The organism is Salinicoccus sediminis, assembly GCF_000986795.1.
In the GTDB taxonomy this organism is placed as follows: domain Bacteria; phylum Bacillota; class Bacilli; order Staphylococcales; family Salinicoccaceae; genus Salinicoccus; species Salinicoccus sediminis.
Genome location: NZ_LAYZ01000024.1, coordinates 307,302 through 321,966 on the forward strand (window position 1 = coordinate 307,302; position 14,665 = coordinate 321,966).

A 14,665-nucleotide genomic window follows, 5' to 3' on the forward strand; every position below is an offset into this window, starting at 1 on the left:
CCCTGAACATCGTGTTTAATAAAATTTACCCGCATTGCATATATGTTAAAAGCGAAATGTGCATTTGCACACTTCCCCCTCCATTTACCACCTGCTGCTGCATGATTATCCCCGGAATTCATATGCAATTTTCATATTTATAGTGTGAACATTCTTTGACACGGGTATAAAGACTAATATCTTAATATGATATGGAAAATCCAAGGAAGGAGACAAATCATGGAAAAGAAGGTCAGTATCATCATCCCCGTCTATAACAAAGAAAAATATCTGGACCGGTGCATGCAGTCCCTGATAGACCTTGATATGGATAAGGATACAATGGAAGTGATCTGTATAGATGACCTGTCGACGGACGGCTCCCTTCAGATCATCAACAGATATGCCGAAAATCATGATTTCATCAGAGTGATCGCCCTTGACGAGAACTCCGGCAGCCCCGCCCGGCCGAGGAATATCGGCATGTCAGAAGCCCGCGGCACCTATCTCGCCCTGCTCGACGCGGATGACTGGCTGGACAGTGTTGGATTCCCTGCACTTCTCCAGCAGATGGCAGACAATGATGCAGACATCGGGTTCGGTCAAAGTTACAAGCATACCAGCAAAAGTGTCAGCAGAATCGCCCGCTTTGCATCCCACAAGGAGGCTGACGGCCTCGTACCCCACAAGATAGAAAAGATATTCAGGGCCGTCGGGCCACCCGGAAAGATTTTCAGGAAGTCCGTGGTGCGGGAATACAATATCGGCTTCGAAGATTTGAAATTCGGCGAGGATAAACTGTTTTTTGTCAATCTCATCGCGAGATGCCGTAACGCCTCCATGACACGGACACCGGTATACCATGTGGACCGCCAGTCTGACAATGCGTCACTGGTCAAAGAAACAAGCGCCCTCGATAAGGCATCCATAAATATTGAAATACTTAAGAAAATACTGGAAATGGACATTCCCGAGCCGGCAAGGAAGGATGCAATCACCCGCATAGTGGAAGTCGATATGATACGCCGCTTTTTCCATACCCGGACGTTCCTCAAAAGCTTCGAGAAGGAAAGATTCTTTGAGCTGTTCGATGAATTCGAGCGTTTATTCCCAGAGAATGGTCTTGATATCAGAGATCATATCCAGATGGACCGCTTCAAAAATATCTACCACCTGTACAAAAATGCAGAGCGTGACGACTTCATCGAATACATTGAATATCTGGTAGATGATAAAAAGAGGAGCCGGTATATCAAAGACAACGTCGTGCATGCCCGGCTCCCCGGCAAATTCTCCGGCCTCATTCCAATCACAGAAGAGTGTCATGCGGTGTACGGTGGCACCCATCAGATGGACGGGGAATACTATGATATCATCCAGATTTACAGACGGCCGGACGTCACGATCAACAATGTATATATGACACGGATATCCGACGAAACCGTGGAACAGGCAATCGATTTCGAACTGCGGGACGATAAGATCCTTATCAAAACGGAAGATATGGTAATGGACGGCACTGATATCAATCTCCGCCTCATATTCGACGGCTATAAATCCGCATTGGTCCATGCCACCCCGCCTAACGGAAGTGGACATTACCTGCAGAACAGGCAGAATTTTAAGACAGAATTCAAAGAAGTGAAATCCGGATCAATTGTGCCGTCTGAAGACTATATCACAGTACTCCCGGAAAGTGTCGTGAACGTGAAAACCATCAATTCCTACGGAGACGAAGAATTCGAAACGGTCATCACTGAGAACATCACAGCCGGCACCAGGTTCGATATCGCTGGAGTGAGCCAATCCAAAAACGGGACGCCCCGCCTTAAAACCACAGACGGAACATTAATCACCGCGAACAGGAAATTCGTGAAAAAACTGGACGGGACCCACACTGCCGGATACCTCACAGACAGACCGGAGAAAGTGAGGATCATAAAAAAATGCAGGATGTATGATTCCAAAGCCTTTAGTAACGCCCCGGTCAAAACACTGGAGGTTGGGGAAGAATTATTCGTCTCCGGTATCGTCTACACAAACAGTCTGACCCCCCGGCTGAAAATCAGGGACAGCTACTTTGTGACTGCAAACCTGGATTATGTGCAGGCAGTGCGGTAGACAGCCGTTCCATTACAGAAAATACCAATGGGTTTTCATTTCATAAGTCAATGAACCATGTGTTAGTATATCTCCATAACTGAAACCGACATCACCGGGTAAAGGAGAATATACATGGCTGAATCGCAGAAAAACATCGAATATGAATCCCTTGAGAATATTGAATTCCGAAATGATGAGATACAGGAACTGAAGATCAGAAAAGGAAACCACACCTACTGCCTGAAAATCCATCCAAAATCATCACACGACAAATGTATGATTTTCAGCAACGGTGCAGTGGACCCGAAAAAGAATGAACCACCGATCTACATGCGAAGCAGCTGGACAGAAGACATTGATGCATCGACGGTATTCATCGATGATCCGACGCTTCACGGTACGAAGCTGAGGCTCGGATGGGGACAGGGCAGCCGGGAAGTATTCCATCTGGAGGAAATTGCGGATATATTGAAAATCCTGTTAAGTAAGATGGCTGTGACGGCTGAAGACACATACTTCTTCGGTTCATCCGCAGGAGGATTCATGTCACTCTACTACTCCATTTTGATGAAGGGCTCGACTGCCGTCGTGAACAATCCGCAGACGAAGGTGCTCAATTATTTGAGGCCGTTTGCCAAAAGTGTGATCAGGCACTCATACGGCATCGATGAGATTGAGAAAATGGAAGAGTCCCTGCTCTACAGGCTGGATATCGCGGAAGCAATCAGACACCATGGGTACTTCCCCGAAAAGATCTACTACTTCCAGAACCAGAGCTGTGAGGGAGATATTGAAAAGCAGCTCAATCCGTTTTTGGACACACTGAAGGGATACGGAATCGATCCTAAAGGGCTCAACATCATCAGCTATTTCGATGAAAAGCTCGGGCATAACCCGATCCGTAAAAATGATACGGTGAATATCATCAACAAAATATTGAACGGGGAACTTGCCCTTCCAATCTAAAAGGCCGGTTCCCCGTAGAAACTTGTCCGTCAGCCCACCCGGCTGCCGGACTTTTTTCGACAGCAAATGGCTGCCTTCATTGTCGTTTTAAAGTGCGGGGGCATGGCAATCCTAAATGTTCACGCAAAGTATCACCTTCATACTCTGTCCTGAATAAGCCCCTTTTTTGCAGTTCAGGTACAACGAGACTCACAAAATCTTCCAGACTGCCGGGGAGTTCAGGCGGCATAAGGTTAAATCCGTCAGCCACACCGGCATCATACCACTCCTGCATCTGATCCACGATCTCTTCAGGTGTGCCGATCAGTGTGAAGTGGCCGCCCCCTGCATTGAGATACCCCAGCAGATTCCTTACAGTAGGCTGTGTATCGTTGATGATTTCAAGTATCGTTTCATAACGGCCGACAGGGCCGCTAAAGGCCTCGACCGGAGGCAGCTTGGGTACCGGTTCGTCCAGTTCCCAATTTGAGCAGTCCTGCTGCAGGAAGAAACCCAGTTGTTTCAAAGCTGTTTCAACGGGGAGTTTCTCATCCAATGCCGCCTTTTTGGCCAGGGCTTCCCCATGGGTACGGCCAACGAATGTGACCAGTCCCGGGAATACTTTGATATGTCTGTCACCCATTCCGCTCCGCCTGATTCTATCGTCCAATTTTTCACGGAATCTTCGGGCCTGTTTTAAATTCCAGGAGACAGAATAGACGGCATCAGCATATTTCACGGCTAATGAAATACCTTGTCCGGATGCCCCTGCCTGCATTGATACAGGCTTCCCCTGCGGACTTTTCGGCGTAGTGGATGGCCCGCGCACTTTAAAATACTTGCCCTCGTGATGAAAAGGATGGATGTTTGAAGCATCTATCAGCTTTCTTTCATCCCGCTGATGCAGAAACCCGCGACTGTCCCACGAAAGAAACAGCTTGTCCATCAGGGCCGCGAATTCATCTGCCTTTTCGTACCGTCTGTCATGGCACGGCAGATTTTCCATGCTATGATTTAATGCTTCTGCGTCCGTCATTGACGTCACAAGATTCCATCCCACACGCCCGCCTGTCATATGGTCCAGGCTTAAAAGCTGACGGGAAGCTGTGAAAGGATTGGAAAAAGTGCTTGAAATCGTTGAAACCAGACCCACATGACGGGTCACTTGGGAAATGGCGGTCAGATTGACTATAGGGTCAAACCAAAACGCCGGCATATCACTGGCGCTTTTACCCTGGAATGACTGGCTGTCGGCAAAGAACACCGCATCAAAGCAGCCTTTCTCCGCCAACCGGGCCAGATACTGGTAATAGGAAACATCCCCAATGCGCTCAATGCTGGAATCCGGCATCAGCCAGGCTGCCTGATGATGCCCGCACCCATACAGCAAAACACCTAGATGCAATTTCTGTTCTTTGGCCTCTGTCATCTATCTACACCTCAATATATTGTTTATGATCACTGCTCTTCCTAAAGGCTTATACACGGCAATCCAGCCGGTCAGTTCATTGTCAGACCGCCATCCACAGTAATATTCTGACCTGTAATACCGCTCGCATCTTCCGAAGCCAGATGGACGACCATATTGGCCACATCCTGCGGGGTCGTAACCCTCTGCAACGGCGTTGAGCGGGCAATGAGATCGAACACTTCCGGTGTCGTAACAGCGCTGGCATCCGTCTCCTTCAATAATCCGCCTGAAACTACATTCGCTTTTATGCCGTACGCACCGAGTTCAGAAGCAATATTACGCGTGAAGCCGATCAGTCCGGCCTTGGCAGTCGTGTATTCATGATAGGGTACGACGGGATTCTGATATAAATTGGTGCCGATACTTATAATGTCTCCGCTCTGTCTGCTGATGAATTGCGGCATGACACTCTGGACAACATTGAACGCCGCTTTTAACGTACCGTCCAGCTGTTTCTGATAATCATCCCAGGTGAGTTCTGTGAAGGCCTTTTGTTCGTCCGGATTAAATTTGAAGCCCACCAGGGCATTGTTGACGACGACATCAATTTGACCGAAATATTCCGTCCCCTTGGCTATGAGCCCCTCTGCTTCCTCCCGGTCTGTTACATCAGCCTGGATTGCAACAGCATTCTCCCGGCCAATCTCATGAACAAGCTTTTCAGCAGCTTCTTCACTTTTGTAGTAATTGATGACCACCCGGAATCCTTTTTCGGCCAACGTCTTTGCGACAACTGCTCCCAGACCCCTGCTGCTGCCCGTTACCAATACTGTCCTACTCATCATAACAACTCCTATGTCTCTGATTTTGATGACACTCGCATAAAAAGCGCCAGAGAATATAAAAAACGCAACCTTCCCCAGGGAAAGCTGCGTATAAACAAATAGTTACATATTAAGAACAGGGTACCACCATTCTTCGAGTATGTATCAGTGCCGCACTTTCCTACGCTAGTTTTAGCTAGTTCAGGTTCAAAGGGTCCGGGCTTTGCCCGTCTCAGCCTGCAATCGGCTCCCCCAGCGATATTTTATTGTCTCTTCTCCCCAGACATTATCATAATACCGGGGGCGTTACAAATAAGTGCCTTGAATGACGGCCGGCCTTTCACGGATTAAACCGCTGGATGATATATCCCCGGTATGCTTTACCCGAAACGTTAAATCGGCCTGCCACTGCCCACATAGTCAATTTCAAACCCCAGATCCTTCAGCATCTGGTGATCTTTCGTCCCTTCCTGCCCGGCTGTGGTCAGATAGTCCCCGATAAAGACGGAGTTTGCTGCATACAGGCCAAGTGGCTGCAGACTGCGCAGGTTCACTTCCCTGCCCCCTGAAATGCGGATCTCCTTAGTTGGATTGATGAAGCGGAAAAGACTCAGCACTTTCAAACAATACACCGGGGTCAATTCATCAGTCCCCTCGAGCAGGGTCCCTTCCATCGCATGAAGGAAGTTCACAGGTATGGAATCGGCATCCAATTCTTTCAGTGCCAAAGCCATCTGTATGACGTCCTGCTTCGTCTCCTTCATCCCAACAATCACGCCGGAGCACGGTGAGATGCCTGCTTCTTTCACTTTCCCGACTGTTCCAACACGGTCCTGATAGCTGTGACTGGTTGTAATCGCATCGTGGTGGTTCTCTGATGTGTTGATATTGTGATTGTAACGATCGACACCGGCTTCCATGAGCTGCTCCGCCTGACCAGGCTTGAGTATTCCCAGACAGGCACATATTTTCAAATCATACTTTTCCTTTATCTCTTTGACGGCACTTGTGACCTGGTGCAGTTCACGGGTGGTTGGACCCCGGCCGCTGGCAACGATGCAGTAAGTGCCTGACTGCAGCTGATATGCTCTTTTAGCCCCTTCTACAATTTCATCTTTCTGCATCATCCGATACTTCTCGATAGGATTGGTAGAATCCCTTGATTGGGCACAGTATCCACAATTTTCCTGACATGCCCCGGATTTCGTATTGATTATCATATTCAATTTGACTTCATTTCCATAATAATGCTTCCGGATTATGTACGCACTGTTCAGCAGCTCCAGAATTTCTTCATCCGGACATTCCAGAATCTGCATCGCTTCTTCATTTGTAATATCATACCCTTGTATCACTTCTTCTGCCAATGCTTTAAAGTCCAATGCTATGCGCCCCCTGTCCAGGGAATATTCTCCCTGCTTATTGTCAACCATACAATTATTAAGGTTAACAATAAGATGGTGGACCGTCAATGATTATGTGCAAAAGGATGCACAGCCCATCCTGTGATATGCATTGCACGCTAACCCTTTCACCTTTGTGCCTAAATGCAGACTTAAAAAAAGGCACCCCCTGAAAGCAGTTTACATTTCAGCCGCCTGCTTCGGGAAGTGCACATCATGTTCAGGACCGGGGAGCCCCCTGGTCGCCGCTTCTGCTGCCGTATACGATTTTCCCGTTCACGATCGTCATCTCGACCAGATCATCGGTCAGCTCTACATCATATCCAAGCGGATTGTCATTCAATACGACAAAATCTGCATATTTGCCCGCTTCCACACTGCCCTCTTCATCCTCCGTGCCATTCAGACGTGCGGCGTCCAGTGTCATTTTCCGGTAGGCTTCGAGGCGTGTCAGCTTCTGGTGTGCACCGAGCACGTCACCCTTGCGTGTCTTCCGCTCCACCGCAAAACGGATGGATGCAAGCGGTGATATATCGGTGACGGGACAGTCGGAGTGGATGGTGAACGTCATGCCGGCATCTTCCGCCCATTTTACCGGGTCCAGGTTCTGCACTCTTTCAGGACCCAAAAAGTACTTCTTATGGATATCGCCGAAATGATATACATGGTTGATGAAGAATGAACCGCCGATGCCGTTATCCACCATTTCCCTGATGTCTTCCCGATTGACTGTCTGGAGATGCTCGACCCGGTTCATGGCTTCGGCCGTCTTTGAACCTTCGGTATTTTTGTATGCCTCAATCACTGTCCGCGCGGCAAAGTCGCCGTTCGCATGGGTAATCAGCGGATAGCCCAGACGCTGGAAATGTCCAAACAGTTTCTCGAGTTCCGCCTGCTCAAGCTGCAGATCGTCTGACGGGGTACCATCATGATACTCTCCCCTGATTGAAGCCGTATGCAGCTGTATGGAGCCGTCACTGAAGAACTTCGCCCCTTCAAGCGTGCTGAATCCGCCGCCCAGGTCTTCCAGCCGCCCTTTCAGCTCATCGGCGGATATGCCTTCCTGCTCCAATAACTGGTACAGGACCGCCCAGCGGGTACGCATCTTCTGCGGCCGCTCCAGGAACTTGAGCATCGCCCTGTAGTCATCCATGCCGGCAAGTATCCCGACACCCATCTCGGTCGAGTTGGTGATGCCGCGAGCGAGATATTCATCCACCCCGGCCTCGATATCATCCGCCAGCGTCCCCGGATCGATTTCAGGGACCACGGCCTTCACTTTCTCCATCGCGGGGAATTCGTATAAAACACCGTTCAGCAGGCCATCTTCATCCCTGCCGTATCTTCCCCCCTTCGGATCCGGGTCGTCGAGGGCGACACCCATCAGCCCGAGCGCCTTCGTATTCACCGCCCCCATATGCAGCGAGCTGTGCTTGATGTAGATCGGAACATCCCCTGATATCCGATCGAGGTCGAAGCGGTCCGGATGGCGCTGTTCCAGAAGGTCATATTCACTGTAGCCGTAGCCCTGTAGCCAGCCGTCAGTAAGCAGCTCATCCTTACGCGCCTTAAACTGCGCCACTATATCCTCGATGCTCCCCACATTATCGGCCGAACAGTTCAGCTGACGGCGGAAACTGGAAAACATGATCAGGTGGCTGTGCGTATCGATGAACCCGGGGGACAGGTATCCTCCTTCCAAGTCAAGCGCATCTTCATCATGGACGGTACCCGTCTGCCGCTCTACCTTCCGTATCCGTCCGCCGGATACTTCAACGGTCGCCGTATACGTGCCGCCTGCATCCACATCCACTACATTCGCATTGATTATCTTTTCATTCATTCTTTTGCCTCCACATCCTGTATGTCTTTTACCAGTCTATGCCTCATCGCAGTCCTGACCACTTCCGATTCACCGTGTTTTGTCAGCAGGCTGACTGCCACCACTACAACGAGAGAGAATACATAGCCCGCCAGTGCCTGGTCGAACGGCAGCCCGAGGAACGGGTAGACCAGTATGAACACGAGGGACGCCAGCATGCTTGTGATGACGCCCTTTTTCGTCACCCGGCGCCAGAACATGATCGCAAGGAACGGGAACACGAGGATCACGCCGTTGACCATCAGCGCCCAGCGGTACGCATCATTGATGTTGGTGATGAAGGCCGCCGCCCCGGTGCCGAGTACCGTGATGATGACAACCGAAACCCTTGAGACAAGGAGCATGCGCTCGTTAGTCGCCCCCGGATTGACCATCACCTGGTACAAGTCACGCGTCAGGTTGCTTGCCCCCTGCAGGTTGAAACTGGTCGCCCCCGTCATCAGTGCCGCAAGCAATGCCACGAAGATGATGCCCGCCACCGGCGCCGGCAGCAGCTCATTCGTCACGTAGGAAAACACCAGATCCTGCTGCATATCGAGGTCGACGAACTGTCTGGCAGATACGCCGATCAGAAACGGCAGAACCGCCACGACAGCCACGATCACATGTCCCGTAATCCCCGCATAGAGTGCCGTCTTCTCGTCTTTCGCTGCAAATATCCGCTGCCACGTCGACTGCCAGACCAGATAGAACGGCCCGACAGACAGGGCATAGAGCAATGTGTCCCCTACCCCTTCTGCACTCACAGGGCTCAAGTATTCAAACGGTGTATTGGCAAAAAGCTCACCCAGTCCTCCTACATGCATCACAATCGTCGCTGTCAGGATGATCAGTCCGAAGATGATGATCAGTGCCTGGACCGCATCCGTAATAATTGTCGCCGGCAGCCCGCCCATAATCGAGAACGCCAGGATCAACAGCGTACTCACGATGAGACCGGTATTGAGGCCCCAGCCCAGAGTGATGTTGAACACGGTCGACATGCCGATCAGCTGCAGCGCCAGCGTCGGCACGGAGTATACCAATGCCGAAATCAGCGATGGCACCATCCCCGTCCGGCCGCCGAAGCGTGCCGTGAACAGATCAGCCAGCGTAAACAGCTTCTGCCGCCTCAACGGTTTCGCAAACAGTATCACCAGCAGCAGGCTGAAGAAATACGCAACCAGCGCAAACTTGAAATAGCCCGAGAACCCGACCGTGAACCCGAGCCCCATCCACCCGATGAACACAGCCGCACCCGCATTCGTGCTGATGATGGTCCCCGTTATCTTCCAGAATCCCGTGCTCCAGGAACTGATCATATAATCCTCAAACGTCTTGATCTTGAAATAATAATACGCCGCGACACCGAACATCGCGCCGAAGTATAAGATGAAATATGTAATGTACCAGTACATCGAATTGTTCCTTTCCAGTTGGGTATGGTATTCATTATACCCTTAGTTCCACCTATATATAAACAGAAAATACTGAAAACTTAAAAGGCTGTAAAAATACCACAAAGCCCCAATGTGACTTTGTGGTGCCGGGACTATTTTTCCACCAGCTCAATCGCATCACTGTTGTACTGGTTGAAGCTCACTTTGATACCGTCCGCCTCTTCAACCGGGTCAATCGTCAGTGGCAGGTCCTCCCCGTATAACTTCGTTTCAATGAACTCGTCACCGTTGAAATAGGAAACATAGCTGGAACGGTTGATTTCGTAGCCAGCATCCGGATCGTAGGGAATCAGTTCAGACGTCACCATCTCCTCATCCTCCACATCATCACCGTTGTACCCCACCCAGCTGCCCTCTGTCACATTTCCGGTATCAATGAGATTGTCAGAGTTGCCATTTCCGTTGCCGCATGCCGCCAGGACAGAGACAGATAGAACTGCAATCATGAAACGCTTCAAAAATTTATCCATAGTTGCCTCCCGTATGTATGAGTACTTTACGGTTTCATGATAACACATCATCGTTTAGTTTTATTTGAATTGCATTAACTGTATAATCAAGGGCAAATAACCACTCGGGGGGATCATGATGAACCTGCTGTATATCGTTAACTTCCATGCGCCGATGGGCGGCCTGCACGAGAATGTCTATGCTTCGGCAATATATATGAAAAAGCAGGGCTGTACCGTCCATGTTGTATTGAAGCCGGGACGTCTCGAGCAGCGCATGAAAGCAGAAGGCATACACACAATCACCACAGACTTTTCCGATGCAGACCAGGCACTCGAAAGCATAGAGAATGTGGATGTTGCATTCGACCTCGTCCATTTCCATCCGGGACCTTCCAAATACCCTGCACTCAAATACGCTGAAAAGTACAGCGTCCCCCTGATAGAGACCTATCACGGAATATGGCTCGACGGACTCGGAGCACATATAGACAGGCTGGATGCCATCGTCACAGTATCAGAGGGGATAAAGAACCACCTGCAGAGCCGGATTGATGCACACTATGAAAAGTACTACGTGATGCCCAACGGGTACGACAGCAGCCTGTTCGATCAGCCGAAGTATCATGACAGGGACTCCGAAGAGATCACCGTCGGATTCGTCACACGCCTTGACAGGGACAAGCAATTCATCCTGGACATACTGCTCCTCGCCGTGAACCATATTAAAACCAGACCAGATATTAAGATCAATATACACATGATCGGCGACGGCACACACAGAGACGAATTCATGGAACTTTGTCAAAATATGCTTGAAGACACCGGTCATACCATCCAATTCAAAGGCTGGCTCGTCGATGAAGAACTGAAAAATGCCTATCTGGACTGCGACATCATCATCGCCCCGGGAAGATCCGCCATCGAAGGCATGGCATGCGGCAAACCCGTCATTGCGGTAGGCAGCAAGATATACATCGGCCTGATCACACAAAAGAACTGGCAGTCAGCTGTTTACAGCAACTTCGGCGGTGCAGGGAAAAAATTCGCAGATTATGAGCTGGACAGCGTAGGAGAAGATTTGAATCATCTGCTGGATGACCAGGCCAATATAAATCGCCTCGGCAGGTTTGGTCATGAGATTGCAAAACAGTTTTTTGATGGGGATAGGATAAATCAGGAGTTGTACGATCTGTATAGTATACTCCATCTGAGTGAGTAAATATTATGACCACAAAGGTTTTTAAATCTTTGTGGTCATTCTCATTACTTCTCTACAAGTTCAATTTCATTCATATTGTATTCATTAAAACTCACTTTCACACTATCCGCTTCCTCCACTGTATCAATGGTCTTCGGAAGTCCTTCCTCATACAGCTTCGTTTCGATGAACTCGTCTCCGTTGAAATAGGAAACATAACTGGAACGGTTGATTTCGTAACTTTTGTCAGGATCATAAGGTATTGAACGGGTTGTCCTCATTTCTTCGTCTTCAACCGTTTCACCGTTATAACCTATCCAGCTGCCGCTGATAAGGCTACCGGAATCTATCAGATTCTCATTGTTCATACTTTTCTCTTTCGCGGGGATATTATCCAGTATTTGCATAACGTCCTTACGGATTATCGGTCCGAATGTCTCGTTGAATGTTGCTGTCATATGGCTTTTATCCAGATAAACAACCACATTCCCGATGACCACGGGACATTCCTCTTCTCCGCAAATATAGTCGGTATAGTCAGCATAGTGCACATTGGACGGCGGATTCTCCAGTCTCTCCCATGCTGATGGATCGGGGTATGTTTCATCTCTATCCACATTACATTTATCCGTATCCATCCCATTGGCGCTCAGACATTCTGAAGCATCTTCCGAAAGATATGGAGTGTCCCTTATTGCCATTACAGGAATACCGTATTCATCCGCCTTTTCAAACTGTTCCAGGAACCCTCCAGGTACTTTTTCCGGCTTATTGGCATTGTCGGCCAGCGTAATCAGCAGATCCGGGTCTTCCTTACTCACTTGATCCACCACATTTTTGTTCCATTCCATACAGTCTTCAGCTTTGACTTCGTCTAAAGTGAAACGGCAGCCACTTTTAGTTACATTCAACACCCGTACCGCTTCTTCCTCAGCAAAAGATTGGAGACTTGGCAGCCAGTGTGTGGATTTTGAACCACCGACAAGTGCTACAGTATAGTCATAATCATCAGTTTCACCATATTCACATATTTTCACCTCTGAATCCCCTGGTGAAACATGGCAGCCATCTTCATAAGGTTCAGCTTTGTCATTTTTGATACCCTCCAAGCCAGGTATGGGATCTCGAGGTTCGGGACTTTCCACTGCTTCTGTATTCGCCATGACACCCGGATAATCCTCATTCCCTGCAAAATTCATAGAGTATGAGCCTTTAAATTGGCTGTATGCCAGCCAGCCGCAAGTTATGATTACCAGTAAACCTGCCATGGCAATAATGGGAGTGAAAGATCTAAGTGTAAGTTTTCTGCTTGTTATAAACCCGTTTATCGGCTTTTCTATAAAATTGGTCGTTAAAAAACTCAGTAGCAGTGAAAGAAGTATTATGCTTACCCCGTGCACGACACCCACATCTGTTGTATCAAAAATAACATAGTAAAAGCTCAGAATCGGCCAATGCCATAAGTATAATCCATAGCTAAGACCACCTAAGTAAACCATGGGCCTGCTTCCAAGGAACTTCTCCACTCCGAACGATGTTGGATTCTGTCCCGCTAACATGACGAACACAGCAGCGGTCACTGGCCATAGCGCTATGTAACTCGGAAAACTGGCACCCACATCCATGATGAAGCCTGTGATAGTCAAACCGATTAGGCCACCCCATCCCAAAATCGTGCTGAGAATTGCTGGGAGCTTCGCTTTGAATATGAAGATCATAAGTATACCACCGACAGCAAACTCCCATACCCGGGTGCGTGTATCAAAATACGCCCAAGGCTGATTCACTTCGGTCAAATATACGGAGTATGCCAAAGAAATGAAAAACAGAACCGAGAGTATAGCCAGAAGGATATTTTTCATCTCAAATTTTGTTTTAGTATAAATGATTACTGTTGCAGAAATAATCAAAAACCATATGAGATAAAATTGTCCCTGGATCGACATTGCCCAGAAATGCTGTACCGGGCTCTTTGCATTATTCTGATCAAGATAATCCGTACCTGTAATGGCCAACTGCCAGTTCTCGTAATAGAACAATGAAGCGAAAATCTCCTTGATCGTATCTATGTGCCTCACTTCCGGCAGGATAAAATAACTCATGACAGTTACAAAGATCAGGACTGTAACAGCCTGAGGCAGCAGCCTTTTCAAAAGGCCGCCAATAAAATTGAAAAATTGTATATATCCATCCCGTGCATACTTGGAAAGGAGTGATGTAGTGATAAGAAAACCAGATACAACAAAAAATACATCGACTCCCCCTGACACACGCATCATCCAAATATGGTAAATGGCTACGAGCAGCGCAGCAACAAACCTCAGCCCTTCTATTTCAGGGCGATATTGTTTTTTTATCTCCAATGTGTACACCTCTTTTACTTCGAGGATTCAAAGTATAAAAGACCAGACAAAGTCGTCTGGTCTTTTATACTTTGAATCCTATCATACTTGAAAATTGAGTATCTTAAAAATATTAACTTAGGACCATGAATATTCCTGGTCCCTTCCTACTTCTCTTTCAATTCTATCATATCTATAAAATCTTTATGAAAACTCAGTTGGATACTGTCCGCTTCATCGACTGTTTCAATTGGCCCAGGCAAATTATCCTGGATCAGTTTTGTTTCAATAAATTCTTCCCCGTTGAAGTATGTAACGTATGCCCCGGAATTGAGCTCATATTCTTTGGATGGGTCATATGGAATGCTTTCCGTATTCATCATCCCCTCCTGCTCTTTTACATTGCCTTCAAAATTAATCCAGCCACCATCATTCAAACTTTCTTTGTCAATCAGATTTGCACTTTGAGTATTATCAGCATTCTCTTCATTGGAAGTTTCAGCATTAGAGCCTGAGGCTTCTGTCTCCTCTCCATTTTCACCTGTACCGCAAGCAGTTAATAGAAGAATACTTGACCCCAGAACAAATAACGGTTTTAATTTCATGATTGTTCCCCCAAACAATTTTATAATCCAAAACTACACTTCTATAATAGCACATAAATAATATATGCTATATATAATTCGA

Annotated in this window: 11 protein-coding genes and 1 riboswitch; of the genes, 3 read left to right on the forward strand and 8 right to left on the reverse strand. The window is 48.1% G+C overall.

Annotated elements, in window-relative coordinates; translation table 11 throughout:
* Positions 1–219 precede the first annotated feature (219 nt).
* Positions 220–2,100 carry a glycosyltransferase family 2 protein gene (locus WN59_RS10115; protein ID WP_046516759.1) on the forward strand — a complete coding sequence of 627 codons (1,881 nt, stop codon included), beginning with the start codon at positions 220–222 and terminating at the stop codon, positions 2,098–2,100.
* A 114-nt stretch (positions 2,101–2,214) separates the two neighbouring features.
* The gene (locus WN59_RS10120) at positions 2,215–3,048 is read left to right on the forward strand and encodes a hypothetical protein (protein WP_046516761.1); all 834 of its coding nucleotides are present in this window, start codon (positions 2,215–2,217) and stop codon (positions 3,046–3,048) included.
* 76 nt (positions 3,049–3,124) lie between these two features.
* Here the strand turns inward: WN59_RS10120 and WN59_RS10125 are convergent, their stop codons facing one another.
* From WN59_RS10125 to WN59_RS10150, 6 genes are all read right to left on the reverse strand, one after another.
* Positions 3,125–4,456 carry an LLM class flavin-dependent oxidoreductase gene (locus WN59_RS10125; RefSeq protein ID WP_046516764.1) on the reverse strand — a complete coding sequence of 444 codons (1,332 nt, stop codon included), beginning with the start codon at positions 4,454–4,456 and terminating at the stop codon, positions 3,125–3,127.
* A 71-nt stretch (positions 4,457–4,527) separates the two neighbouring features.
* The gene (locus WN59_RS10130; protein ID WP_046516767.1) at positions 4,528–5,280 is read right to left on the reverse strand and encodes a 3-oxoacyl-ACP reductase; all 753 of its coding nucleotides are present in this window, start codon (positions 5,278–5,280) and stop codon (positions 4,528–4,530) included.
* Positions 5,281–5,423: 143 nt separating this feature from the next.
* Positions 5,424–5,526, reverse strand: a riboswitch (TPP riboswitch).
* 128 nt (positions 5,527–5,654) lie between these two features.
* A complete protein-coding gene (bioB, locus tag WN59_RS10135; RefSeq protein ID WP_046516770.1) occupies positions 5,655–6,644 on the reverse strand; it encodes a biotin synthase BioB in 990 nt (329 codons plus the stop codon).
* Between the two features lie 241 nt (positions 6,645–6,885).
* Positions 6,886–8,508 carry an amidohydrolase gene (locus WN59_RS10140; RefSeq protein WP_046516774.1) on the reverse strand — a complete coding sequence of 541 codons (1,623 nt, stop codon included), beginning with the start codon at positions 8,506–8,508 and terminating at the stop codon, positions 6,886–6,888.
* A complete protein-coding gene (locus WN59_RS10145; protein WP_046516777.1) occupies positions 8,505–9,944 on the reverse strand; it encodes a sodium:solute symporter family protein in 1,440 nt (479 codons plus the stop codon). The genes WN59_RS10140 and WN59_RS10145 overlap by 4 nt, the downstream gene beginning before the upstream one ends.
* Positions 9,945–10,078: 134 nt before the next feature.
* Positions 10,079–10,456, reverse strand: coding sequence for a hypothetical protein (locus WN59_RS10150; RefSeq protein ID WP_052747397.1), 378 nt, complete (start codon positions 10,454–10,456; stop codon positions 10,079–10,081).
* 118 nt (positions 10,457–10,574) lie between these two features.
* Between WN59_RS10150 and WN59_RS10155 the strand changes: the two genes are divergently transcribed.
* Positions 10,575–11,657 carry a glycosyltransferase family 4 protein gene (locus tag WN59_RS10155; RefSeq protein ID WP_046516780.1) on the forward strand — a complete coding sequence of 361 codons (1,083 nt, stop codon included), beginning with the start codon at positions 10,575–10,577 and terminating at the stop codon, positions 11,655–11,657.
* A 44-nt stretch (positions 11,658–11,701) separates the two neighbouring features.
* Here the strand turns inward: WN59_RS10155 and WN59_RS10160 are convergent, their stop codons facing one another.
* Positions 11,702–13,999 carry an acyltransferase family protein gene (locus WN59_RS10160; protein ID WP_046516783.1) on the reverse strand — a complete coding sequence of 766 codons (2,298 nt, stop codon included), beginning with the start codon at positions 13,997–13,999 and terminating at the stop codon, positions 11,702–11,704.
* A 146-nt stretch (positions 14,000–14,145) separates the two neighbouring features.
* Positions 14,146–14,583, reverse strand: a complete 438-nt coding sequence (locus WN59_RS10165) for a hypothetical protein (RefSeq protein ID WP_046516787.1) — start codon at positions 14,581–14,583, stop codon at positions 14,146–14,148.
* Positions 14,584–14,665: the final 82 nt, after the last annotated feature.

Coding starts and splice junctions, on each gene's coding strand:
- WN59_RS10115 (WP_046516759.1), top strand. CDS start 220: ATGGAAAAGAAGGTCAGTATCATCATCCCCGTCTATAACAAAGAAAAA.
- WN59_RS10120 (WP_046516761.1), top strand. CDS start 2,215: ATGGCTGAATCGCAGAAAAACATCGAATATGAATCCCTTGAGAATATT.
- WN59_RS10125 (WP_046516764.1), bottom strand. CDS start 4,456: ATGACAGAGGCCAAAGAACAGAAATTGCATCTAGGTGTTTTGCTGTAT.
- WN59_RS10130 (WP_046516767.1), bottom strand. CDS start 5,280: ATGAGTAGGACAGTATTGGTAACGGGCAGCAGCAGGGGTCTGGGAGCA.
- WN59_RS10140 (WP_046516774.1), bottom strand. CDS start 8,508: ATGAATGAAAAGATAATCAATGCGAATGTAGTGGATGTGGATGCAGGC.
- WN59_RS10145 (WP_046516777.1), bottom strand. CDS start 9,944: ATGTACTGGTACATTACATATTTCATCTTATACTTCGGCGCGATGTTC.
- WN59_RS10150 (WP_052747397.1), bottom strand. CDS start 10,456: ATGGATAAATTTTTGAAGCGTTTCATGATTGCAGTTCTATCTGTCTCT.
- WN59_RS10155 (WP_046516780.1), top strand. CDS start 10,575: ATGAACCTGCTGTATATCGTTAACTTCCATGCGCCGATGGGCGGCCTG.
- WN59_RS10165 (WP_046516787.1), bottom strand. CDS start 14,583: ATGAAATTAAAACCGTTATTTGTTCTGGGGTCAAGTATTCTTCTATTA.